At 54.7% G+C, this 23,015-nt stretch carries 20 protein-coding genes and 5 tRNA genes; 23 read left to right on the top strand and 2 right to left on the bottom strand.

The features are described 5' to 3' along the window. The first annotated feature begins 385 nt into the window (after positions 1-385). The 22 genes from sucA (at position 386) to pnuC (ending at position 20,234) form a co-directional block, all read left to right on the top strand. Entirely contained in the window at positions 386-3,193 is a 2,808-nt protein-coding gene (gene sucA, locus QFI97_RS20230; protein WP_045854500.1) for a 2-oxoglutarate dehydrogenase E1 component, read from the top strand. Positions 3,194-3,207: 14 nt separating this feature from the next. Beyond that, complete coding sequence (gene odhB, locus QFI97_RS20225; protein ID WP_095095157.1) at positions 3,208-4,428, top strand: 2-oxoglutarate dehydrogenase complex dihydrolipoyllysine-residue succinyltransferase; 1,221 nt, start codon at positions 3,208-3,210, stop codon at positions 4,426-4,428. Between the two features lie 121 nt (positions 4,429-4,549). Next, a complete protein-coding gene (gene sucC, locus QFI97_RS20220) occupies positions 4,550-5,716 on the top strand; it encodes an ADP-forming succinate--CoA ligase subunit beta (RefSeq protein ID WP_095095160.1) in 1,167 nt (388 codons plus the stop codon). Further along, positions 5,716-6,585, top strand: a complete 870-nt coding sequence (gene sucD / locus QFI97_RS20215; protein WP_041144638.1) for a succinate--CoA ligase subunit alpha — start codon at positions 5,716-5,718, stop codon at positions 6,583-6,585. The genes sucC and sucD overlap by 1 nt, the downstream gene beginning before the upstream one ends. Before the next feature lie 1,290 nt (positions 6,586-7,875). After that, positions 7,876-9,444 (top strand): cytochrome ubiquinol oxidase subunit I, encoded by a 1,569-nt coding sequence (gene cydA / locus QFI97_RS20210; protein WP_095095162.1) that lies wholly within the window; start codon positions 7,876-7,878, stop codon positions 9,442-9,444. Between the two features lie 15 nt (positions 9,445-9,459). Beyond that, entirely contained in the window at positions 9,460-10,599 is a 1,140-nt protein-coding gene (gene cydB / locus QFI97_RS20205; RefSeq protein ID WP_331850537.1) for a cytochrome d ubiquinol oxidase subunit II, read from the top strand. Positions 10,600-10,616: 17 nt separating this feature from the next. Then, positions 10,617-10,730 (top strand): cytochrome bd-I oxidase subunit CydX, encoded by a 114-nt coding sequence (cydX, locus tag QFI97_RS20200; RefSeq protein WP_004100325.1) that lies wholly within the window; start codon positions 10,617-10,619, stop codon positions 10,728-10,730. 130 nt (positions 10,731-10,860) lie between these two features. Then, positions 10,861-11,145, top strand: coding sequence for a cyd operon protein YbgE (gene ybgE / locus QFI97_RS20195; protein ID WP_095095170.1), 285 nt, complete (start codon positions 10,861-10,863; stop codon positions 11,143-11,145). A gap of 285 nt (positions 11,146-11,430) precedes the next feature. Beyond that, positions 11,431-11,835, top strand: coding sequence for a tol-pal system-associated acyl-CoA thioesterase (ybgC, locus tag QFI97_RS20190; protein ID WP_041144642.1), 405 nt, complete (start codon positions 11,431-11,433; stop codon positions 11,833-11,835). Further along, entirely contained in the window at positions 11,832-12,524 is a 693-nt protein-coding gene (gene tolQ / locus QFI97_RS20185) for a Tol-Pal system protein TolQ (protein WP_095095173.1), read from the top strand. Before ybgC ends, tolQ begins: the two co-directional genes overlap by 4 nt. Positions 12,525-12,527: 3 nt before the next feature. Beyond that, positions 12,528-12,956 carry a colicin uptake protein TolR gene (gene tolR, locus QFI97_RS20180; protein ID WP_015367661.1) on the top strand — a complete coding sequence of 143 codons (429 nt, stop codon included), beginning with the start codon at positions 12,528-12,530 and terminating at the stop codon, positions 12,954-12,956. Positions 12,957-13,058: 102 nt separating this feature from the next. Further along, the gene (gene tolA / locus QFI97_RS20175; protein ID WP_095095176.1) at positions 13,059-14,381 is read left to right on the top strand and encodes a cell envelope integrity protein TolA; all 1,323 of its coding nucleotides are present in this window, start codon (positions 13,059-13,061) and stop codon (positions 14,379-14,381) included. Positions 14,382-14,510: 129 nt separating this feature from the next. After that, positions 14,511-15,803 carry a Tol-Pal system beta propeller repeat protein TolB gene (gene tolB, locus QFI97_RS20170; RefSeq protein ID WP_346431868.1) on the top strand — a complete coding sequence of 431 codons (1,293 nt, stop codon included), beginning with the start codon at positions 14,511-14,513 and terminating at the stop codon, positions 15,801-15,803. A 34-nt stretch (positions 15,804-15,837) separates the two neighbouring features. Continuing rightward, positions 15,838-16,362 carry a peptidoglycan-associated lipoprotein Pal gene (gene pal / locus QFI97_RS20165; protein ID WP_004859700.1) on the top strand — a complete coding sequence of 175 codons (525 nt, stop codon included), beginning with the start codon at positions 15,838-15,840 and terminating at the stop codon, positions 16,360-16,362. Positions 16,363-16,371: 9 nt separating this feature from the next. Continuing rightward, entirely contained in the window at positions 16,372-17,169 is a 798-nt protein-coding gene (gene cpoB, locus QFI97_RS20160; protein WP_095095179.1) for a cell division protein CpoB, read from the top strand. 162 nt (positions 17,170-17,331) lie between these two features. Then, a tRNA-Lys gene (locus QFI97_RS20155) sits at positions 17,332-17,407 on the top strand. Between the two features lie 140 nt (positions 17,408-17,547). Next, positions 17,548-17,623 (top strand) — tRNA-Val (locus QFI97_RS20150). A 3-nt stretch (positions 17,624-17,626) separates the two neighbouring features. Continuing rightward, a tRNA-Lys gene (locus tag QFI97_RS20145) sits at positions 17,627-17,702 on the top strand. A gap of 142 nt (positions 17,703-17,844) precedes the next feature. Further along, positions 17,845-17,920, top strand: a tRNA-Lys gene (locus QFI97_RS20140). A gap of 130 nt (positions 17,921-18,050) precedes the next feature. Beyond that, positions 18,051-18,126 (top strand) — tRNA-Lys (locus QFI97_RS20135). A gap of 311 nt (positions 18,127-18,437) precedes the next feature. Then, positions 18,438-19,481, top strand: coding sequence for a quinolinate synthase NadA (gene nadA, locus QFI97_RS20130; protein WP_095095182.1), 1,044 nt, complete (start codon positions 18,438-18,440; stop codon positions 19,479-19,481). A 33-nt stretch (positions 19,482-19,514) separates the two neighbouring features. After that, complete coding sequence (gene pnuC / locus QFI97_RS20125; protein WP_095095185.1) at positions 19,515-20,234, top strand: nicotinamide riboside transporter PnuC; 720 nt, start codon at positions 19,515-19,517, stop codon at positions 20,232-20,234. Here the strand turns inward: pnuC and zitB are convergent. Both zitB and QFI97_RS20115 read right to left on the bottom strand, forming a co-directional pair. After that, the gene (gene zitB / locus QFI97_RS20120) at positions 20,231-21,169 is read right to left on the bottom strand and encodes a CDF family zinc transporter ZitB (protein ID WP_346431867.1); all 939 of its coding nucleotides are present in this window, start codon (positions 21,167-21,169) and stop codon (positions 20,231-20,233) included. The genes pnuC and zitB overlap by 4 nt on opposite strands. A 109-nt stretch (positions 21,170-21,278) precedes the next feature. Next, positions 21,279-21,626 (bottom strand): YbgS-like family protein, encoded by a 348-nt coding sequence (locus QFI97_RS20115; protein ID WP_095095191.1) that lies wholly within the window; start codon positions 21,624-21,626, stop codon positions 21,279-21,281. Between the two features lie 318 nt (positions 21,627-21,944). Between QFI97_RS20115 and aroG the strand changes: the two genes are divergently transcribed. Further along, positions 21,945-22,997: a 3-deoxy-7-phosphoheptulonate synthase AroG gene (aroG, locus tag QFI97_RS20110; RefSeq protein ID WP_095095194.1), complete on the top strand. Its 1,053-nt coding sequence runs from the start codon at positions 21,945-21,947 to the stop codon at positions 22,995-22,997. Positions 22,998-23,015: the final 18 nt, after the last annotated feature.

Here is a 23,015-nt window from a genome sequence, read left to right as displayed (position 1 = left end):
GACGCCGCGAATCCCCAGGAGCTTACTCAAGTAAGTGACTGGGGTGAGTGAGGAAAGCCAACGCACATGTAACTTGAAGTATGAAGGGGATGGCAGGAAATCTTTAAAAACCGCCAAATATGTACCAGTAATCAAGGCGTTCAGAGCGAGGTAAGGCGGCAACTGAACGCATCCCCGGGAGCATAGTGAACTATGTGACCGGGGTAAGTGCAGGCAGCTAACGCAACCGCAGCCTGAACGCCGAAGATTAATGGCAGTTTTTAAAGGTTCCTTCGCGGATGCAGAAGCCACAACTCGTCCGCAACAAGTGAACCCCGGCACGTACAATCCATGTGCGTGGTAGTTTCTACGGCGAAATAAGCATATAAATGCTTAAGGGATCACGATGCAGAACGGCGCAATGAAAGCCTGGCTGGACTCTTCTTACCTCTCTGGTTCGAACCAGAGCTGGATAGAACAGCTCTATGAAGACTTCTTAACCGATCCTGACTCTGTTGACGCCAACTGGCGTTCTATGTTCCAGCAGTTACCTGGCACCGGAGTCAAACCGGATCAATTTCATTCCAAAACGCGTGATTATTTCCGTCGATTGGCGAAGGATGCCTCACGTTACACTTCTTCGATTTCCGACCCTGACACCAATGTGAAGCAGGTTAAAGTCCTGCAGCTCATCAACGCCTATCGCTTCCGCGGTCACCAGCACGCGAATCTCGATCCGCTGGGACTGTGGAAACAGGATAGAGTGGCGGATTTAGACCCGGCATACCACGATTTGACCGAGGCCGACTTCCAGGAAAGTTATAACGTAGGTTCTTTTGCCATCGGCAAAGATACGATGAAGCTGGGCGAGCTGCTGTCAGCGCTCAAACAGACCTACTGCGGCGCTATCGGCGCGGAATACATGCATATCACCTCTACCGAAGAGAAGCGCTGGATCCAGCAGCGTATTGAATCGGTAGCAGGGAAAGCCAGCTTTACCGCTGAAGAGAAAAAACGCTTCTTAAGCGAACTGACCGCCGCTGAAGGTCTGGAACGCTACCTTGGCGCGAAATTCCCGGGCGCGAAACGCTTCTCGCTGGAAGGCGGCGATGCGCTGATCCCGATGCTGAAAGAGATGATCCGCCACGCTGGCAAAAGCGGCACTCGCGAAGTGGTGCTGGGCATGGCGCACCGCGGCCGTCTGAACGTGCTGGTCAACGTCCTCGGTAAAAAGCCGCAGGATCTGTTTGATGAGTTCGCCGGCAAGCATAAAGAACATCTCGGCACCGGCGACGTGAAGTACCACATGGGCTTCTCTTCCGATATGGAAACCGAAGGCGGTCTGGTACACCTTGCGCTGGCGTTTAACCCGTCGCACCTTGAGATCGTCAGCCCGGTGGTTATCGGTTCCGTGCGCGCCCGTCTGGATCGTCTGGACGAGCCAAGCAGCAATAAAGTGCTGCCGATTACCATTCACGGCGACGCCGCGATAACCGGTCAGGGCGTGGTTCAGGAAACGCTGAACATGTCGAAAGCCCGCGGTTACGAAGTGGGCGGTACCGTACGTATTGTTATCAACAACCAGGTGGGCTTCACCACCTCGAACCCGCTGGACGCGCGCTCTACGCCGTACTGCACCGATATCGGTAAAATGGTTCAGGCGCCGATCTTCCACGTTAACGCGGATGACCCGGAAGCCGTGGCTTTTGTTACCCGCCTGGCGCTGGATTTCCGCAATACCTTCAAACGTGATGTTCTGATCGACCTGGTGTGCTACCGCCGTCACGGCCATAACGAAGCCGACGAGCCGAGCGCAACCCAGCCGCTGATGTACCAGAAAATCAAAAAACATCCGACTCCACGCAAAATCTATGCGGACAAGCTGGAGCAGGACAAAGTGTCGACGCTGGAAGACGCCACCGAGCAGGTTAACCTCTACCGTGATGCGCTGGATGCCGGCGAATGCGTGGTAGAAGAGTGGCGTCCGATGAACCTGCACTCCTTTACCTGGTCACCGTACCTCAACCACGAGTGGGATGAGAGCTACCCGAGCAAGGTGGAGATGAAGCGCCTGCAGGAGCTGGCTAAGCGTATCAGCACCGTGCCTGAAAGCATTGAAATGCAGTCTCGCGTCGCCAAAATCTACGGCGATCGTCAGGCGATGGCTGCCGGCGAGAAGCTGTTTGACTGGGGCGGTGCGGAAAACCTGGCCTATGCGACGCTGGTCGATGAAGGTATTCCGATTCGTCTGTCCGGTGAAGACTCCGGTCGCGGCACCTTCTTCCACCGCCACTCGGTTATTCATAACCAGGTGAACGGCTCAACCTATATTCCGCTGCAGCACGTGCATAACGGCCAGGAGCATTTTAAAGTCTGGGACTCCGTGCTCTCTGAAGAAGCGGTTCTGGCGTTTGAATACGGCTATGCCACCGCTGAACCGCGCACTCTGACCATCTGGGAAGCCCAGTTCGGCGACTTCGCCAACGGCGCCCAGGTTGTTATTGACCAGTTCATCAGCTCCGGCGAGCAGAAATGGGGCCGGATGTGTGGCCTGGTGATGCTGCTGCCGCACGGCTACGAAGGTCAGGGCCCGGAGCACTCCTCCGCGCGTCTGGAACGCTATCTGCAGCTCTGCGCTGAGCAGAATATGCAGGTCTGCGTACCGTCGACCCCGGCTCAGGTTTACCACATGCTGCGTCGTCAGGCGCTGCGCGGTATGCGCCGTCCGCTGGTGGTGATGTCACCGAAATCGCTGCTGCGTCACCCGCTGGCGGTTTCCAGCCTCGATGAGCTGGCAAACGGCACCTTCCTGCCGGCGATCGGCGAAGTGGACGATCTTGACCCGAAAGCCGTGAAGCGCGTGGTGCTGTGCTCTGGTAAAGTTTATTACGACCTGCTGGAGCAGCGTCGTAAAAACGACCAAAAAGATGTCGCTATCGTGCGCGTAGAGCAGCTCTATCCGTTCCCGCATCAGGCGGTACAGGAAGCGCTGAAGCCTTATGCGCAGGTGCATGATTTTGTCTGGTGTCAGGAAGAACCGCTCAACCAGGGCGCGTGGTACTGCAGCCAGCATCACTTCCGCGAAGTGATTCCATTTGGGGCCTCTCTGCGCTATGCAGGCCGCCCGGCCTCCGCCTCTCCGGCGGTAGGATATATGTCCGTTCACCAGAAACAGCAACAAGATCTGGTCAATGACGCGCTGAACGTCGATTAATTAAAGGATACATAATGAGTAGCGTAGATATTCTGGTTCCCGATCTGCCTGAGTCCGTAGCTGACGCGACCGTTGCAACCTGGCATAAAAAACCGGGCGATAGCGTCCAGCGTGATGAAGTGCTGGTGGAAATCGAAACTGACAAAGTGGTACTGGAAGTACCGGCATCAGCGGACGGCATTCTGGAAGCAGTGCTGGAAGATGAAGGCGCGACCGTGCTTTCTCGTCAAATTCTTGGTCGTCTGCGCGAAGGCAACAGCGCGGGCAAAGAGTCCGGCGCGAAAGCCGATGCTAAAGAGTCCACCCCGGCTCAGCGTCAGCAGGCTTCTCTGGAAGAGCAGAGCAACGATGCGCTCAGCCCGGCGATCCGTCGCCTGCTGGCTGAACATAACCTCGATGCGAGCGCGATTAAAGGCTCCGGCGTTGGCGGCCGTCTGACCCGTGAAGATGTTGAAAAACATCTGGCGGCAGCGCCGGCTAAAGCGGAAACCAAAGCGCCGGCCGCGGCCGCTGCTCCGGTTGCTCAGCTGGGCCACCGTTCTGAAAAACGCGTTCCGATGACCCGCCTGCGCAAACGCGTAGCCGAGCGTCTGCTGGAAGCGAAAAACTCCACCGCCATGCTGACGACCTTCAACGAAGTCAACATGAAGCCGATTATGGATCTGCGTAAGCAGTACGGCGACGCGTTTGAAAAACGTCACGGCATCCGTCTGGGCTTTATGTCCTTCTACGTGAAAGCGGTTGTGGAAGCGCTGAAGCGCTATCCGGAAGTGAACGCCTCCATCGATGGCGACGACGTGGTTTATCACAACTACTTCGACGTCAGCATGGCCGTATCGACGCCGCGTGGCCTGGTAACGCCGGTTCTGCGCGATGTTGATCTGCTGGGCATGGCGGATATCGAAAAGAATATTAAAGAGCTGGCAGTGAAAGGCCGCGACGGCAAGCTGACCGTAGAAGATCTGATTGGCGGTAACTTCACCATTACCAACGGCGGCGTCTTCGGGTCTCTGATGTCTACGCCAATCATCAACCCACCGCAGAGCGCAATTCTGGGTATGCATGCTATTAAAGATCGTCCGATGGCGGTCAATGGCAAGGTGGAAATTCTGCCGATGATGTACCTCGCGCTCTCCTACGACCACCGTCTGATCGATGGGCGTGAATCGGTAGGCTTCCTGGTAGCGATTAAAGAGCTGCTGGAAGACCCGACTCGTCTGCTGCTGGACGTGTAGCGAACATGGCCCGGCAGCGTTCAGCTTACCGGGCCAATAAAAACATCATCAGCGCTGTAAACCGCGATTTATCGCCTTACAGACTAAATGATAACGATTACCTGAAGGATGGACTGAACACATGAACTTACATGAATATCAGGCGAAACAACTGTTTGCCCGCTATGGCTTACCGGCGCCGGTGGGTTATGCCTGTACTACTCCGCGTGAAGCAGAAGAAGCCGCTTCAAAAATCGGTGCGGGTCCGTGGGTAGTGAAATGTCAGGTTCACGCTGGTGGCCGCGGTAAAGCGGGCGGTGTGAAAGTAGTTAACAGCAAAGAAGACATTCGCGCATTTGCTGAACATTGGCTGGGCAAACGCCTGGTGACCTACCAGACGGATGCGCACGGCCAGCCGGTTAACCAGATCCTGGTTGAAGCTGCGACCGATATCGCCAAAGAGCTCTATCTTGGTGCGGTAGTTGACCGTAGCTCCCGTCGCGTAGTGTTCATGGCTTCCACCGAAGGCGGCGTGGAAATCGAAAAAGTGGCGGAAGAAACTCCGCACCTGATCCACAAAATTGCCATCGACCCGCTGGCGGGCCCGATGCCTTACCAGGGTCGTGAGCTGGCGTTCAAACTGGGTCTGGAAGGTAAGCAGGTTCAGCAGTTCACCAAAATATTCATGGGCCTGGCGACCATCTTCCTGGAGCGCGACCTGGCGCTGATCGAAATCAACCCGCTGGTAATCACTAAGCAGGGCGACCTGATCTGCCTCGACGGCAAGCTGGGCGCCGATGGCAATGCCCTGTTCCGCCAGCCGGATCTGCGTGAAATGCGCGACCAGTCTCAGGAAGACCCGCGTGAAGCTCAGGCGGCGCAGTGGGAGCTGAACTACGTTGCTCTGGACGGCAACATTGGCTGTATGGTTAACGGCGCAGGCCTGGCGATGGGCACCATGGACATCGTTAAGCTGCACGGCGGCGAACCGGCTAACTTCCTTGACGTTGGCGGCGGCGCAACCAAAGAGCGCGTTACCGAAGCATTCAAAATCATCCTTTCCGACAGCAATGTTAAGGCCGTACTGGTTAACATCTTCGGCGGTATCGTGCGTTGCGACCTGATCGCCGACGGCATTATCGGCGCGGTAGAGGAAGTTGGCGTTAACGTTCCGGTGGTCGTTCGTCTGGAAGGTAACAACGCCGAACTGGGCGCGAAGAAACTGGCTGACAGCGGCCTGAATATTATTGCAGCGAAAAGTCTGACGGACGCAGCACAGCAGGTTGTTGCCGCAGTGGAGGGGAAATAATGTCCATTTTAATTGATAAAAATACCAAGGTTATCTGCCAGGGCTTCACCGGTAGCCAGGGGACTTTCCACTCCGAACAGGCGATCGCTTACGGTACGCAAATGGTCGGCGGCGTTACGCCGGGCAAAGGCGGCACCACGCATCTGGGCCTGCCGGTGTTCAACACCGTGCGCGAAGCCGTTGACGCAACCGGCGCTACCGCGACCGTTATCTATGTACCGGCTCCGTTCTGCAAAGACTCCATTCTGGAAGCTATTGATGCGGGCATTAAGCTGATCATCACCATCACCGAAGGTATCCCGACGCTGGATATGCTGACCGTGAAAGTGAAGCTTGATGAAGCTGGCGTACGCATGATCGGCCCTAACTGCCCGGGCGTTATCACCCCAGGCGCATGCAAAATCGGCATCATGCCGGGTCACATTCATCAGCCGGGTAAAGTGGGCATCGTTTCCCGTTCCGGTACGCTGACCTATGAAGCGGTTAAGCAGACTACTGACTACGGCTTCGGCCAGTCTACCTGCGTCGGTATCGGCGGTGATCCGATCCCGGGTTCTAACTTCATTGATATCCTGAAGCTGTTCCAGGAAGACCCGCAGACCGAAGCGATCGTGATGATCGGTGAGATCGGCGGCAGCGCTGAAGAAGAAGCGGCAGCCTACATCAAAGAGCACGTGACCAAGCCGGTGGTAGGTTACATCGCCGGTGTGACCGCGCCGAAAGGCAAGCGTATGGGCCACGCTGGCGCCATCATCGCTGGCGGTAAAGGTACGGCTGACGAGAAGTTCGCTGCCCTGGAAGCGGCCGGTGTGAAAACCGTCCGTAGCCTGGCAGATATCGGCGAAGCGCTGAAATCTATCATTAAGTAAATGTAATAAACGGCCCCTGCTATTTGATGGTTGCTATTGAATAGACCGGGGCTGGTCCAGTTTCGACATGGTTGGCCACCTTCCGGTGGCCTTTTTTACGCCAGCCTCTCTGCTATCCTCGAATTTTTCGATCACGCCGGCTATGATGCTCAGCGGTAATAATACGAATAACACGGATTAGTTTTTTTGAGCCACCCTCGGGATCGCCGACGATCGAAAAGAACGATGGCTTTATACTTGAATAACCCCTGTTAAATCAATAGTAATCAAAGGGTTACTTCCGTTTTTGTTTGCGGAGTGCGGGCGATGAACAGCGCTTTAAATAAGCATGAATTTATATTTATAGGCGGGCTGTTATTTTACCGCCGAGGTGAAATCAATATTTAATAACGTCGCGGAATTGCTTTTTAATTATGTGATAAACGGCGTGAAGAAATTTCCAAAGGGAATTACGTTTTTCGGTAGATACATTTTTTAATGTAGGTAATAACAGCGAAAACGTCTGTTATATATTCATTTTTGTTGGCAGGCGCTGAAGGCGAGAGGGTAGGCCAACGCGCGTAATTATTCTTTGCGCCATCAGCGGCGGTGCGCTACGCATTTGCGGAACTGAGGAGCCGGCGGCGGGGAGGTATCCCGATTTTGTCGATTCGGCGATAGTTTCCCTGCGGTGTTAAGTGTAAGTAAAAACAATGATAAATAAAATAAGTAGAAATTAAACGGGTAATAACTTGATAAAAAAAATCCGTGAGCTACGCGACATTATTTGCCGATAGTGGCCAACCCCGGCACTGTTTCCCCGGCTTAAAAGGCGATCCGGCTTTAAATAAATCGACTATCATTTTTTAGTAACTGATGACACCTTCACAAAACATATCTTTAACCTGCCGTTTACTAGCGTTGTACATAGTAAACATAATTAACATTCAAAATGAAAATTGATTTAAATCAATGTTTAACTGTTGGAAAAAAATGAGAAATGGAGTTAAATTGTCGCCGATCAAATTGGCTGAAAACCGGTATTTTCGCTATAAATTGATCGCTGTCGAAAAGCGCAAATTTATCTCAATAAAAACCTATTTATTGTAAGGGATTTGCAGCGTAATATAACCACGGGATCAATTTGGGTGTTTTTTTAACATGTTTGTAACTTTTCACCATTACCGTTTCCTCTTAAAGGAAGACAGGGTGCGGCGAAAGGGCGCAAATAAATTTGTATTGGGGCATGTGTGTGACCCTTTCTAACGGGGTTCACTCTCGGAGTCTTCATGCGATGAGCAAGGAGTCATGATGTTAGATATAGTCGAACTGTCGCGCTTACAGTTTGCCTTGACCGCGATGTACCACTTCCTTTTTGTGCCACTGACGCTCGGTATGGCGTTCCTGCTGGCCATCATGGAGACGGTTTACGTCCTTTCCGGCAAACAGATTTATAAAGATATGACCAAATTCTGGGGCAAGTTGTTTGGTATCAACTTTGCGCTGGGTGTAGCAACCGGTTTGACCATGGAGTTCCAGTTCGGGACAAACTGGTCTTATTACTCTCACTACGTGGGCGATATCTTCGGTGCGCCGCTGGCCATTGAAGGGCTGATGGCCTTCTTCCTTGAATCTACCTTTGTCGGTCTGTTCTTCTTCGGCTGGGATCGTCTGGGCAAAGTACAGCACATGGCGGTGACCTGGCTGGTGGCTCTGGGGTCCAACCTTTCCGCATTGTGGATCCTTGTTGCTAACGGCTGGATGCAAAACCCGATCGCCTCGGACTTCAACTTCGAAACCATGCGTATGGAGATGGTCAGCTTCTCCGAGCTGGTCCTGAACCCTGTCGCTCAGGTGAAGTTTGTCCACACCGTCGCCTCTGGTTACGTCTGCGGCGCGATGTTCGTGCTGGGCATCAGCTCCTACTATATGCTGCGCGGTCGTGACTTCGCCTTTGCTAAACGCTCCTTCGCCATCGCGGCAAGCTTCGGTATGGCCGCTATTCTCTCCGTTATCGTACTCGGCGATGAGTCCGGTTACGAAATGGGCGACGTGCAGAAGACTAAACTCGCGGCTATCGAAGCCGAATGGGAAACGCAGCCGGCGCCAGCCGCCTTCACCCTGTTTGGTATTCCCGATCAGGATGCGCAGCAAAACCGCTTCGCGATTCAAATCCCGTATGCGTTGGGGATTATCGCCACCCGCTCCGTGGATAAGCAGGTTACCGGTCTGAAAGAGCTGTTGGTGCAGCACGAAGCGCGTATTCGCAACGGGATGAAAGCCTACACCCTGCTGGAAGAGCTGCGTGCCGGTTCGAAAGATCAGGCCGTTCGTGATGAATTCAATAGCATCAAAAAAGACCTTGGCTACGGTCTGCTGCTGAAACGCTATACGCCTAACGTCTCCGACGCGACGGAAGCTCAGATTGCGCTGGCAACGAAGGACTCGATCCCTCGCGTGGCTCCGCTGTACTTTGCCTTCCGTATCATGGTTGCCTGCGGCATCCTGATGCTGGGTATCATTGCGGCCTCGTTCTGGACGGTTATCCGCAATCAGGTCGGCGAGAAAAAATGGCTGCTGCGCATCGCGCTTTACGCGATCCCTCTGCCGTGGATTGCCATCGAATCCGGCTGGTTCGTTGCTGAATATGGCCGTCAGCCGTGGGCGATAGGTGAGGTGTTGCCGACCGCCGTGGCGAACTCCTCGCTGACCGCCGCTGACCTGATCTTCTCGATGTTGCTGATTTGCGGTCTGTACACCCTGTTCCTGGTGGCGGAGCTGTACCTGATGTTCAAATTCGCACGCCGTGGCCCAAGCAGCCTGAAAACCGGTCGCTACCATTTTGAGCAGTCTTCCGCGACTACTCAGCCGGCACGCTAAGACAGGAGTCGTCAAATGATCGATTATGAAGTATTGCGTTTAATCTGGTGGCTGCTGATCGGCATTCTGCTGATTGGTTTTGCCGTCACCGATGGCTTCGACATGGGGGTGGGGATGCTCACCCGCTTCCTCGGTCGTAATGACACCGAGCGTCGAATCATGATCAACTCCATTGCCCCGCACTGGGACGGAAACCAGGTATGGCTGATTACCGCGGGCGGCGCGCTGTTTGCCGCCTGGCCGACGGTCTATGCCGCAGCGTTTTCCGGCTTCTATGTGGCAATGATTCTGGTGCTGGCGTCTCTGTTCTTCCGTCCGGTGGGTTTCGACTACCGCTCGAAGATTGAGGACACCCGCTGGCGTAACATGTGGGACTGGGGCATCTTCATCGGTAGCTTCGTGCCGCCGCTGGTGATCGGCGTTGCGTTCGGTAACCTGCTGCAGGGCGTGCCGTTTCACATGGATGAATATATGCGCCTGTACTACACGGGTAACTTCTTCCAGCTGCTGAATCCGTTTGGTCTGCTGGCCGGCGTGGTTAGCGTGGCGATGATCCTGACCCAGGGCGCGACCTATCTGCAGATGCGTACCGTCGGTGAACTGCACCTGCGCGCTCGCGTAACCTCACAGGTTGCGGCACTGGTGACGCTGGTCTGCTTCCTGCTGGCAGGCGTTTGGGTGGTCTACGGTATCGATGGTTACGTAGTGACCTCGGTTATCGATCGCGCAGCGCCGTCTAACCCGCTGACTAAAGAAGTCGCTCGTCAGGCCGGCGCGTGGATGGTCAACTTCAATAACATGCCGTCGCTGTGGGCGATCCCTGCGCTGGGCGTCGTGCTGCCGCTGCTGACTATTCTGACCTCACGTATGGAGAAGGGCGCTCTGGCGTTTGTTTCTTCCTCCATCACGCTGGCGTGTATCATCCTGACTGCGGGCATCGCTATGTTCCCGTTCATCATGCCTTCCAGCACGATGATGAACGTTAGCCTGACCATGTGGGATGCGACCTCCAGCCAGATGACGCTGAACCTGATGACCTATGTGGCGATTGTCTTTGTGCCGATTATTCTGGGCTACACCAGCTGGTGTTACTGGAAAATGTTTGGCCGCATCACCAGAGAAGACATCGAAAAGAACACCCACTCGCTGTACTAAGGTAAGGAGCTATATATATGTGGTATTTCGCATGGATTTTGGGAACGCTTCTTGCCTGTGCTTTTGGGGTTATCACCGCGCTGGCGCTTGAGCACGTGGAAGCCACCAAAGCAGGTAAAGAAGAACACTGATGATAGTTATCGCAACGCGATATACGAAATCAGTCGGGTTGCATCGAGGCGGCAAGCCAGGGAATCCCCGGGAGCTTACGGTGGTAAGCGACTGGGGTGAGCGGGCATAGCCAACAAGGAGGCAACACGAATGATAAAATATATCTATGCGATAATGGATAAGCGCCCGCTCAGGGCGCTTTCTCTGCTGATGGCGCTGCTGCTGGCAGGCTGCATTTTCTGGGACCCGTCGCGCTTTGCGGCGAAAACCAGCGAGCTTGAAATCTGGCATGGTTTCCTGCTGATGTGGGCCGTTTGCGCCGGCGTTATCCACGGCGTGGGCTTTCGTCCGCGCGCCGTCTTCTGGCAGGGGATTTTCTGTCCACTCATCGCTGACATTGTCCTCATTACAGGGCTTTTCTTTTTCTTCTTTTGAACGATAAAAGTATAAGAGAACTCTGGTAACCTCATGGGCTTGCATAAGCCCATAAAAATTTACTCGCCGTTTACTTTCTCCCATTCCAAACCACGATTCCCGCGCGTATAGTAGCGAAGTTTGAAAGCACTAATCTTTTTTTGCATTACCGGGATGTAAAGTGAACACAACGCGATATACAACGGCATTCTCAATGCATCGCGGCGGCAGGTACGCAACTCACCGGGAGCTTACAAGAGTAAGTGACTGGCGTGAGCGGACGAAGCCAACAAAGAGGCAGCAGGAATGAATAAGTATATGTTTCGATGGCCGGTTCGGGTCTACTACGAAGATACCGATGCCGGTGGTGTGGTTTACCACGCCAGCTACGTCGCTTTTTATGAAAGAGCACGTACGGAGATGCTGCGTCACCATCACTTCAGTCAGCAGGTTTTGTTGGCTGAGCGAGTTGCCTTCGTGGTTCGCAAAATGACGCTTGAATATTTTGCGCCCGCCAGACTCGACGACATGCTCGAAATCCAGACGGAAATATCTTCGATGCGAGGCACCTCATTGGTCTTCACGCAGCGAATCGTCAACGCCGAGAATACAGTGTTAAACGAAGCTGAGGTTCTCATTGTGTGCGTTGATCCACTCTTAATGAAGCCTCGTGCGCTTCCCAAGTCTATTGTCGCGGAGTTTAAGCAGTGACTGACATGAATATCCTTGATTTGTTCCTGAAGGCCAGCCTTCTGGTTAAACTTATCATGTTGATTTTGATTGGTTTTTCTATCGCTTCCTGGGCTATTATTATTCAGAGAACGCGTATCCTCAATACCGCAACCCGCGAGGCTGAGGCCTTTGAAGATAAGTTCTGGTCGGGTATTGAGCTTTCTCGCCTGTATCAGGAAAGCCAAGGGCGTCGCGATAATCTGGTCGGTTCGGAACAGATTTTCTACAGTGGTTTCAAAGAATTTGCCCGCCTGCATCGCGCCAACAGCCATGCGCCTGAGGCGGTGGTCGAAGGGGCCTCGCGCGCTATGCGCATCTCCATGAACCGCGAACTGGAAACCCTGGAAACGCATATCCCGTTCCTGGGAACAGTCGGCTCCATCAGCCCTTATATCGGCCTGTTTGGTACCGTTTGGGGGATTATGCACGCCTTTATCGCTCTCGGGGCGGTGAAACAGGCGACTCTGCAGATGGTTGCGCCGGGTATCGCCGAAGCGCTTATCGCCACGGCAATCGGTCTGTTTGCCGCAATCCCGGCGGTAATGGCCTATAACCGTTTGAACCAGCGGGTGAACAAACTTGAACTGAACTACGACAACTTTATGGAAGAGTTCACCGCGATTCTGCACCGTCAGGCTTTTACCAGCAGCGAAAGCAATAAGGGGTAAGCCATGGCCAGAGCTCGTGGACGCGGACGTCGCGAACTGAAGTCCGAGATCAACATCGTTCCGCTGCTGGATGTCTTGTTGGTGCTGCTGCTGATCTTTATGGCAACAGCGCCGATCATTACGCAGAGCGTAGAGGTCGACCTGCCGGATGCTACCGAATCGCAGGCGGTTAAAAGCAACGACGAACCGCCGGTGATCGTTGAAGTTTCCGGCGTCGGGCAGTACAGCGTGAAAGTTGGCCAGGAAACGCTGTCGCAGCTGCCGCCGGAGCAGGTTATTGCCGAAGCGAAGCGCCGACTCGAGGCCAATGAGAAAACGGTGTTCCTGATCGGCGGTGCGAAGGACGTACCTTACGATGAAATTATTAAAGCGCTTAACCTGTTGCATAGCGCAGGGGTTAAATCGGTTGGCTTAATGACCAAGCCTATTTAATCGCTTCAGATATGTGCGCCCGCAGGACGCAGGCGACGAGAGAAACAGGCTCGTCGCCTGCGAGAAGAGCGGGAACAGGCGAACAGTTTTTGGGAACCGATAGTGTCAAAGGCAACCGAACAAAACGACAAGCTTAAACGAGCCATCATAGTTTCAGTCGTGCTGCACATCTTTCTGATCGCGCTGCTGATCTGGAGTTCGTTCGATGAGCATCTGGATACCTCATCCGGTGGAGGAGGAGGCTCTTCTATTGATGCGGTGATGGTCGATCCTGGGGCGGTCGTTAACAACTACAACCGTCAGCAGCAGCAGCAGGCCAGTTCGCGCCGCGCCGCAGAGCAACGCGAAAAGCAGGCTCAGCAGCAGGCCGAAGAGCTGCGTGAAAAACAAGCCGCAGAGCAGGAGCGCCTGAAGCAGCTGGAGCAGGACCGCCTGCAGGCTCAGGAAGCGGCTAAAGAAGCGAAAGAACAGCAGAAGCAGGCTGAAGAAGCCGCAGAGAAAGCGGCTTCAGCGGCGAAAGCGAAGGCTGACGCTCAGGCGAAAGAAGCGCAGGAAGCGGCTGCGAAAGCCGCCGCCGATGCAAAAGCGAAGGCGGATGCTCAGGCTAAAGTAGCGGAAGCTGCCGCAGCCAAGGCCGCCGCTGATGCGAAAAAGCAGGCGGAAGCGGAAGCGGCGAAAGCTGCAGCGGACGCGCAGAAGAAAGCCGAGGCGAAAGCTGCGGCAGACGCGCAGAAGAAAGCTGAAGCCGACGCGGCGAAAAAAGCGCAGCAGCAGGCTGAGAAGAAAGCACAGCAGGACGCGGCTAAACAGGCCGCCGCCGAGAAGGCTGCGGCAGAGAAAGCGGCTGCAGCCAAAGCCGCCTCTGAAAAAGCCGCGGCAGATAAAGCTGCAGCGGCTGCAGAGAAAGCAGCGGCAGCCAAAGCCGAGGCCGCGGAAAAAGCTGCCGCAGAAAAAGCGGCTAAGGCCGCCGCAGCGAAGGCCGCAGCCGGTAAAGCCGCCGCCGCGAAGAAAGCCGCGGCAGCTAAAGAAGCTGACGGCGTTGACGACCTGCTCGGCGATCTGAGTTCGGGTAAGAATGCGCCGAAAGGTGGCGGAGCGAAAGGTCAGGGGCAGCCGGCGAATGCAACCGGCACTTCGGGCAGCAACGGCGGGGCGTCTGGCGCAGATATCAGCGGCTACGCGTCGCAGATTCGTAATGCTATTCAGAGCCGTTTGTACGGTGCTGATTTGTATGCAGGAAAGTCTTGTGTGCTGCATATTAAGCTGGGGCCTGATGGTCAATTGCTTGATATACAACAGGAAGGTGGGGATCCGGCTCTTTGCCAGGCTGCATTGACGGCGGCCAAAACGGCGAGGATTCCGAAACCACCTAGCCAGGCAGTTTATGAGAAAATAAAAGATGCCAAACTAGACTTTAAACTGTAATAGTTTTCCCCGTGCAAACGGGGCAAAACAATCTATGGTTGTCACCGGGTTTTGGTAGTTTTGTGTATTTGAGTTTGTTAACATTCTGCTAAATTATCGTGGGCTTTCCGCCCGGATAAGGGAGATATGATGAAGCAGGCATTACGAGTAGCATTTGGTTTTTTAATGCTGTGGGCGGCTGTGCTGCACGCAGAAGTACGTATCGAGATCACCCAAGGGGTGGACTCGGCACGCCCGATCGGCGTTGTACCGTTCCAGTGGGCCGGGCGGGGTGCTGCACCTGAAGATATTGGCGGTGTGGTGGCGGCTGACCTGCGCAACAGCGGTAAATTCAACCCGCTGGATCGCTCGCGTCTGCCTCAGCAGCCGGGAACCGCGCAGGAAGTTCAACCTGCCGCATGGTCCGCGCTGGGCATTGACGCCGTAGTCGTCGGCCAGGTTACGCCAAACCCGGACGGTTCTTACAACGTAGCCTACCAGCTGGTCGACACCGGCGGTGCGCCGGGCACGATTCTGGCGCAGAACTCCTATAAGGTGACTAAACAGTACCTTCGCTATGCGGGTCATACCGCCAGCGATGCGGTATTTGAGAAGCTGACCTCGATTAAGGGCGCGTTCCGTACCCGTATTGCTTACGTTGTCCAGACCAATGGCGGCCAGTTCCCGTATGAGCTGCGCGTCTCCGACTACGACGGCTACAACCAGTTTGTCGTCCACCGTTCTCCGCAGCCGCTGATGTCTCCGGCATGGTCTCCGGACGGTTCTAAACTGGCTTACGTCACTTTCGAAAGCGGTCGTTCTGCGCTGGTCGTGCAGACTCTGGCCAACGGAGCGGTGCGTCAGATTGCCTCGTTCCCGCAGCATAACGGCGCACCGGCATTCTCGCCTGACGGTAGCAAGCTGGCCTTCGCGCTGTCGAAAACCGGTAGCCTGAACCTGTACGTGATGGATCTGGGCTCTGGTCAGATTCGTCAGGTGACCAACGGTCGCAGCAACAACACCGAACCAACCTGGTTCCCGGACAGCCAGAACCTGGCCTTTACTTCTGACCAGACCGGTCGTCCGCAGGTGTACAAAGTCAGCGTCGGCGGCGGTACTCCGCAGCGTATTTCCTGGGAAGGTTCGCAAAACCAGGATGCGGATGTCAGCAGCGACGGTAAATTTATGGTAATGGTGAGCTCGGCCAGCGGCCAGCAGCACATTGCCAAACAAGATCTGGTAGCGGGTGGCGTACAAGTTCTGTCGTCAACGTTCCTGGATGAAACGCCAAGTCTGGCACCTAACGGCACTATGGTTATCTACAGCTCTTCTCAGGGGATGGGATCCGTGCTGAATCTGGTTTCTACAGATGGGCGTTTCAAAGCGCGTCTTCCGGCGACTGATGGACAGGTAAAATTCCCTGCCTGGTCTCCGTATCTGTGATAATAAATAATTGATTATTAAAGGAATCAAAGAAATGCAACTGAACAAAGTGCTGAAAGGGCTGATGATCGCTCTGCCGGTTATGGCAATCGCGGCGTGTTCTTCCAACAAGAACGCCAGCAACGACCAGAGCGGTGAAGGCATGCTGGGTGCCGGCACTGGTATGGATGCTAACGCTAACGGCGGCAACATGTCTTCTGAAGAGCAAGCTCGTCTGCAAATGCAGCAGCTGCAGCAGAACAACATCGTTTACTTCGATCTGGACAAGTACGATATCCGTTCTGACTTCGCTGCAATGCTGGATGCGCACGCTAACTTCCTGCGTAGCAACCCGTCCTATAAAGTGACCGTTGAAGGTCACGCGGATGAGCGCGGTACTCCGGAATACAACATCGCTCTGGGCGAGCGTCGTGCTAACGCCGTTAAGATGTATCTGCAGGGCAAAGGTGTTTCTGCTGACCAGATCTCCATCGTTTCTTACGGTAAAGAAAAACCTGCAGTACTGGGCCATGACGAAGCGGCTTACGCTAAAAACCGTCGCGCCGTACTGGTTTACTAAGAGAATTGCATGAGCAGTAACTTCAGACATCATCTGTTGAGTCTGTCGTTACTGGTTGGCATAGCGGCCCCCTGGGCCGCTTTTGCTCAGGCGCCAATCAGTAGTGTCGGCTCAGGCTCGGTCGAAGACCGCGTCACTCAACTCGAGCGTATTTCTAATGCTCACAGTCAGCTTTTAACCCAACTTCAGCAACAGCTCTCCGATAACCAGAACGATATTGATTCCCTGCGCGGTCAGATTCAGGAAAGTCAGTATCAGCTTAATCAGGTTGTTGAGCGCCAGAAACAGATCCTGCTGCAAATTAACGGGATGAGCAGCGGCGGGGCGGCGACGGATGCGCAGACGCCGGCGGCATCGTCTGGCGACGGGCAGGGCGCAGCGGCCGCTACGGCGGCACCAGCGGCGAACTCTGGCGTTCCGGCGCTGACCGGAGATGCGAACACCGATTACAACGCCGCTATTGCGCTGGTGAAGGATTCGTCCCGCCAGGATGACGCCATGGCTGCGTTTCAGAATTTCGTCAAGAAGTACCCGGACTCAACGTATCAACCGAACGCCAACTACTGGCTCGGTCAGTTGAATTACAACAAGGGGAAAAAGGACGATGCGGCCTACTATTTCGCTTCGGTGGTGAAGAATTACCCTAAATCCCCAAAAGCGCCGGATGCGATGTTTAAAGTCGGCGTGATCATGCAGGACAAAGGTGATACCGCAAAAGCGAAGGCAGTTTACCAGCAGGTAGTCGGTAAATTTCCCGGTACCGATGGCGCGAAACAAGCTCAGAAACGTCTTAACGCGCTCGGATGATTATGCCATGACCAGAAATTGCAGTATTTCTGGTCGTGTCGCATGAATCCTAAGCAGTCAGATGTTTTTTATCGAAATACTTGTTGCGCTGAATTCTTAAATCAGTAATATATGCCGCCGTTGCCACGGGATATCGAACAAGCCTGAAGCGACGAAAAAAGTGGGTCGTTAGCTCAGTTGGTAGAGCAGTTGACTTTTAATCAATTGGTCGCAGGTTCGAATCCTGCACGACCCACCAATCGTTCTGGTGGAACGCGATAGTAAAACGTGAAGGATAACGTTGCATTAGCAACGGCCCGTAGGGCAAGGCGAAGCCGAGTCATCCTGCACGACCCACCACTAACTCGCTTAGTTAGTAGCAGTATCCAGCGTAGTATCGGGTGATTAGCTCAGCTGGGAGAGCACCTCCCTTACAAGGAGGGGGTCGGCGGTTCGATCCCGTCATCACCCACCACTCGGGTCGTTAGCTCAGTTGGTAGAGCAGTTGACTTTTAATCAATTGGTCGCAGGTTCGAATCCTGCACGACCCACCAATTTTAACGTCTTACTCAGATGTTAAGCGTGAAGGATAACGTTGCACGGCAACGGCCAGTAGGGCGAGCGCAAGCGAGTCATCCTGCACGACCCACCAACTTTGTTGGTGACGAGTAAAAATGATTCAGGTAGTACCCGAGCGGGTCGTTAGCTCAGTTGGTAGAGCAGTTGACTTTTAATCAATTGGTCGCAGGTTCGAATCCTGCACGACCCACCAACGCTTAAGGTATTTACCGGTAGAGACAGTGAAGGATAATGTTGCGCGGCAGCGGCCCGTAGGGCGAGCGCAAGCGAGTCATCCTGCACGACCCACCAACCTGAATGATTTAAAGTAGTAAACCCGCAAGGGGTCGTTAGCTCAGTTGGTAGAGCAGTTGACTTTTAATCAATTGGTCGCAGGTTCGAATCCTGCACGACCCACCAATTTTAATGTCTTACTCAGATGTTAAGCGTGAAGGATAACGTTGCACGGCAACGGCCAGTAGGGCGAGCGCAAGCGAGTCATCCTGCACGACCCACCAGTGTAAAAAGGCGCCCTAAAGGCGCCTTTTTGCTATCGGCAATTTATAATATTCAACCCGCAGCTTTATCCCTTTTCCCGCAGATAAATTCCCCACGACATTTTCTGTACAATCGGCTATCTTGTTTAGCATATAAAACACTACGGCCGTCCCGGTGCCGCGTGAAGGCATTTTAACGGTCTTTGAGTTAAGCCAGTAAAACGAGATTGCATGATGAGCGTAATGTTTGACCCTGAAACGGCGATTTATCCTTTCCCGCCCAAGCCGATGCCGTTGAACCGCGATGAAAAGCACTTTTATCGTGAAAAGATCAAGCGCCTGCTGCGCGAACGGGATGCGGTCATGGTTGCCCACTACTATACTGACCCTGAAATTCAGCAGCTGGCGGAAGAGACCGGCGGGTGCATCTCTGACTCTCTTGAAATGGCGCGCTTTGGCGCCCGCCACCCGGCATCCACGCTGCTGGTTGCCGGCGTGCGTTTTATGGGCGAAACGGCAAAAATCCTTAGCCCGGAAAAAACGATCCTGATGCCGACGCTTCACGCCGAGTGCTCCCTCGATCTGGGCTGTCCCATTGATGAGTTCAGTCAGTTTTGCGATGCGCATCCTGACCGCACCGTGGTGGTCTACGCCAATACCTCCGCGGCGGTTAAAGCCCGCGCTGACTGGGTGGTGACCTCCAGCATTGCGGTTGAGCTGATCGAGCATCTTGATAGCCTGGGCGAAAAAATCATTTGGGCGCCGGACCGCCACCTGGGCAATTACGTACAGAAACAGACGGGCGCAGACGTTCTGTGCTGGCAGGGCGCCTGTATTGTGCACGATGAATTTAAAACCCAGGCGCTGAGCAGAATGAAGGCGCTGTACCCTGACGCCGCGGTGCTGGTTCATCCTGAATCGCCGCAGTCGATTGTGGATATGGCCGATGCCGTGGGGTCAACCAGCCAGCTAATCAATGCGGCCAGAACGCTACCTCAGCGCCAGCTGATTGTCGCCACCGACCGCGGTATCTTCTATAAAATGCAGCAGGCAGTGCCGGAGAAAGAGCTGCTGGAAGCGCCGACGGCCGGCGAAGGGGCAACCTGCCGCAGCTGCGCCCACTGCCCGTGGATGGCGATGAACGGTCTGAAGGCGATTGCTGAAGGTCTGGAACATGGCGGAGCAGCGCACGAGATTCAGGTTGATGAGCAGCTGCGTACCGGCGCATTAATTCCGCTTAACAGAATGCTGGATTTTGCGGCTACACTACGGGGATAACCGACAACGCGTGCAATACGCTCTGGGGAAAAGATGGATTTTTTAAGTACACAGAATATTTTGGTACATATACCCATTGGCGCCGGGGGATATGACTTATCCTGGATTGAGGCCATAGGGACGATTGCCGGGCTGCTATGCATCTGGCTGGCGAGTCTGGAAAAGATCGGCAACTATGCATTTGGGCTAATTAACGTCACCCTGTTTGCCATTATCTTCTTTCAGATCCAGCTCTATGCCAGCCTGCTGCTGCAGGTATTTTTCTTCGTGGCCAACGTCTACGGCTGGTACGCCTGGTCGCGGCAGACCAGCAGCCATGAGGCCGCGCTGCAAATCCGCTGGCTACCTCTACCCAAAGCTCTGGGCTGGCTGGCGGCGTGCGTGGTGGCGATTGGCCTGATGACGGTATTTATCGATCCGGTATTCGCGTTCCTGACGCGGGTGGCGGTGACGCTGATGCAGGGGCTGGGACTGCAGGTCGCCATGCCGGAGCTACAGCCGGATGCCTTCCCGTTCTGGGACTCCTGCATGATGGTGCTGTCGATCGCAGCCATGATCCTGATGACCCGCAAATACGTTGAGAACTGGCTGCTGTGGGTGATTATTAACGTGATCAGCGTGGTCATTTTTGCGCGGCAGGGCGTCTACGCGATGTCGCTGGAATACCTGCTGCTGACCTTTATAGCCGTCAACGGCAGCCGGATGTGGATCAACAGCGCGCGTGAGCGGGGTTCTCACGCGTTTTCTCGCTAGTGATGATGCTGATGGGCGTGCCCGGAGTGAGTCATGTTAAGACGGCATTCCGGGCCGCTGCAGGGCTGATACTCCATCTGCACGGTCGCGTGCTCAACGTCGTACTTGTGGTGCAAAAATGCCTGGATACGATTCAGCAGGGCGTCGTGATCGTGCGGAGGGACGACCTGTACGTGCAGCGTCATCACCGTTTTTTCCCCGACCAGCCAGACGTGAACATGGTGCACGTCGCGGACCTCGACAACCGAACGGCGTAAATCACGCTTCAGACCGTCAACATCCAGCGAACGCGGCGCCCCCTCCAGCAGCTCGTTCAGGCTCTCCTGCAGCAGCCGCCAGGCGCTGCGCAGCACCAGGCAGGAAACCAGCACCGACAAAATCGGGTCAATCGGCGTCCAGCCGGTGGTTAAAATCACTATCGCGGCGATAATCGCGCCCACTGAACCAAGTAAATCGCCCAGCACGTGCAGCGCCGCGGCGCGAACGTTAAGGTTGCGCTCCTCGCTGCCGCGGTGAAGGATCCAGAAGGCCAGAATATTGGCCAGCAGCCCGGCAACGGCGATGATCATCATGGCCGCACCGGCGACGGGCTGCGGATGATTAAAGCGCTGAATCGCTTCCCATACGATAAGGATGGTAATGACCACCAGCGCGATGGCGTTAACGAAGGCGGCGAGGGTCGTCAGACGCAGCCAGCCAAAGGTATGCCGGGCGTTAGGTGGACGGCTGGCAAAACGGACGGCCAGCAGGGCGAAGAGCAGGGCGGCGGAGTCGGTCAGCATATGGCCGGCGTCGGCCAGCAGCGCCAGAGAGCCTGAGAGCGCGCCGCCAACGGCTTCAACCACCATAAAGCCGGCGGTGACGATAAAGGCCAGCAGCAGGCGGCGAGCGTTATTATCCTGCGGCTGCTGAGGTGAATTATGCGAGTGCGCCATGGTGTCATCCCCTGATTATTCTCATTATTACTGTATGACATCATACCGATTTTCGGTGAATAAAATAAAAAAGGAGAGCCGCGGCTCCCCCTGTTTTCAGGCGCGGATGCTACTGCGTCGTCCCGTCCGTTTTGCTACCGTTATCGCCTGGGGTGCTTTCCGGGCAGCGGCCGTCCTTGCACATCGCATTTTTATGGGCTTCGTCGCTGGTCATTCCGTCATGGTTCATGGTTGAACCGTCGGAGTTGAGCATCTTGTCGCCAGAGTTGATCTTATCGTTATCAACCTTGTTTGGCGCGACGTTGGCGCGGGCATCAGGCGCGACCTGCCCGGCATCGGCGGAAGCGTTGGCCTGTCCGTTGTTGGACTGGGCGCCCGTATCTGCTGCCAGCGCGGCGGCGCTGCTCAGGCCAAGGGTAGCGGCTAAAAAGAGTGGGGTGAGGATGGTCATTTTCATAGGATGCTCCTGTTATGGTCGATATGTCGGATAACCTCTTCCAACAGTGCATGTGCCAGAGTTCACGCGCTCTCTACGGTTAAAAGCTTCACATCAATAAGTTACATCAGCACGGAATACTGATTAGTGGCGTGAAGATTGGTCTTAACAGTTAAAAATTGTAGTTCATGACCTGTTTTTCGCTGCTTTATTGCGTTTTTTAATCTATTTTCAGGATTAATCTGTTGTCACTGTAAAATCACGTTTACACTTTTTGAATGAAGATATAGATTGGGGGGATTGCATTTAAATAGATAAGATGGCAGAGCTGGAAAGAAAATGAATTATCAGAACGACGATTTACGCATTAAAGAGATCAACGAATTACTCCCTCCCGTTGCGCTTCTCGAAAAATTCCCCGCGACCGAAAATGCTGCTAATACCGTGGCGCATGCTCGTAAAGCGATCCACCAGATCCTCAAGGGCAACGACGATCGTCTGCTGGTTGTTATTGGGCCCTGCTCTATTCACGATACGGCGGCGGCGAAAGAGTACGCTGAGCGCCTGCTGACCCTGCGAGAAGAGCTGAAAGGCGAGCTGGAAGTGGTGATGCGCGTCTATTTCGAGAAACCGCGCACTACCGTCGGCTGGAAGGGGCTGATCAACGATCCGCATATGGATAACAGCTTCCGCATCAACGACGGTCTGCGCATTGCGCGTAAGCTGCTGCTGGAGATTAACGACAGCGGTCTGCCGGCGGCGGGCGAATTCCTTGATATGATCACCCCCCAGTACGTCGCTGACCTGATGAGCTGGGGCGCAATCGGCGCGCGTACCACCGAATCACAGGTTCACCGCGAGCTCTCCTCAGGCCTCTCATGCCCGGTTGGATTTAAAAACGGTACCGACGGGACGATTAAAGTCGCTATTGATGCCATCAACGCCGCCGGCGCGCCGCACTGCTTCCTGTCGGTGACCAAGTGGGGTCATTCGGCGATTGTGAACACCAGCGGCAACAGCGACTGCCATATCATTCTGCGCGGGGGTAAAGAACCAAACTACAGCGCGAAGCACGTTGCTGAAGTGAAGGTTGGGCTGGCGAAAGCGGGTCTGCCGGCGCAGATCATGATCGATTTCAGCCACGCCAACTCCAGCAAACAGTTTAAAAGACAAATGGACGTGGGGAGCGATGTCTGCCAGCAGATTGCCGGCGGCGAGCAGGCGATTATGGGCGTGATGATTGAAAGCCACCTGGTGGAAGGTAGCCAGAGCCTGGAGAGCGGAGAGCCGCTGACCTATGGTAAGAGCGTGACCGATGCCTGCATTGGCTGGGAAGACACGGATATTATCCTGCGCCAGCTGGCGGATGCGGTGAAAGCCCGCCGCGGGTAGCGTGTTCATTGCCCGACC

This window comes from Klebsiella scottii (genome assembly GCF_036561945.1).
GTDB classification, from domain to species: Bacteria; Pseudomonadota; Gammaproteobacteria; order Enterobacterales; family Enterobacteriaceae; genus Klebsiella; species Klebsiella scottii.
Note: the sequence above shows the minus strand (reverse complement) of the source record. Positions and strands in the feature narration are given on the sequence as shown.

Excerpts from the sequence above, each read along its gene's own strand:
- sucA (WP_045854500.1), top strand. The coding sequence starts at position 386 with ATGCAGAACGGCGCAATGAAAGCCTGGCTGGACTCTTCTTACCTCTCT.
- odhB (WP_095095157.1), top strand. The coding sequence starts at position 3,208 with ATGAGTAGCGTAGATATTCTGGTTCCCGATCTGCCTGAGTCCGTAGCT.
- sucC (WP_095095160.1), top strand. The coding sequence starts at position 4,550 with ATGAACTTACATGAATATCAGGCGAAACAACTGTTTGCCCGCTATGGC.
- sucD (WP_041144638.1), top strand. The coding sequence starts at position 5,716 with ATGTCCATTTTAATTGATAAAAATACCAAGGTTATCTGCCAGGGCTTC.
- cydA (WP_095095162.1), top strand. The coding sequence starts at position 7,876 with ATGTTAGATATAGTCGAACTGTCGCGCTTACAGTTTGCCTTGACCGCG.
- cydB (WP_331850537.1), top strand. The coding sequence starts at position 9,460 with ATGATCGATTATGAAGTATTGCGTTTAATCTGGTGGCTGCTGATCGGC.
- cydX (WP_004100325.1), top strand. The coding sequence starts at position 10,617 with ATGTGGTATTTCGCATGGATTTTGGGAACGCTTCTTGCCTGTGCTTTT.
- ybgE (WP_095095170.1), top strand. The coding sequence starts at position 10,861 with ATGATAAAATATATCTATGCGATAATGGATAAGCGCCCGCTCAGGGCG.
- ybgC (WP_041144642.1), top strand. The coding sequence starts at position 11,431 with ATGAATAAGTATATGTTTCGATGGCCGGTTCGGGTCTACTACGAAGAT.
- tolR (WP_015367661.1), top strand. The coding sequence starts at position 12,528 with ATGGCCAGAGCTCGTGGACGCGGACGTCGCGAACTGAAGTCCGAGATC.
- tolB (WP_346431868.1), top strand. The coding sequence starts at position 14,511 with ATGAAGCAGGCATTACGAGTAGCATTTGGTTTTTTAATGCTGTGGGCG.
- pal (WP_004859700.1), top strand. The coding sequence starts at position 15,838 with ATGCAACTGAACAAAGTGCTGAAAGGGCTGATGATCGCTCTGCCGGTT.
- cpoB (WP_095095179.1), top strand. The coding sequence starts at position 16,372 with ATGAGCAGTAACTTCAGACATCATCTGTTGAGTCTGTCGTTACTGGTT.
- nadA (WP_095095182.1), top strand. The coding sequence starts at position 18,438 with ATGAGCGTAATGTTTGACCCTGAAACGGCGATTTATCCTTTCCCGCCC.
- pnuC (WP_095095185.1), top strand. The coding sequence starts at position 19,515 with ATGGATTTTTTAAGTACACAGAATATTTTGGTACATATACCCATTGGC.
- zitB (WP_346431867.1), bottom strand. The coding sequence starts at position 21,169 with ATGGCGCACTCGCATAATTCACCTCAGCAGCCGCAGGATAATAACGCT.
- QFI97_RS20115 (WP_095095191.1), bottom strand. The coding sequence starts at position 21,626 with ATGAAAATGACCATCCTCACCCCACTCTTTTTAGCCGCTACCCTTGGC.
- aroG (WP_095095194.1), top strand. The coding sequence starts at position 21,945 with ATGAATTATCAGAACGACGATTTACGCATTAAAGAGATCAACGAATTA.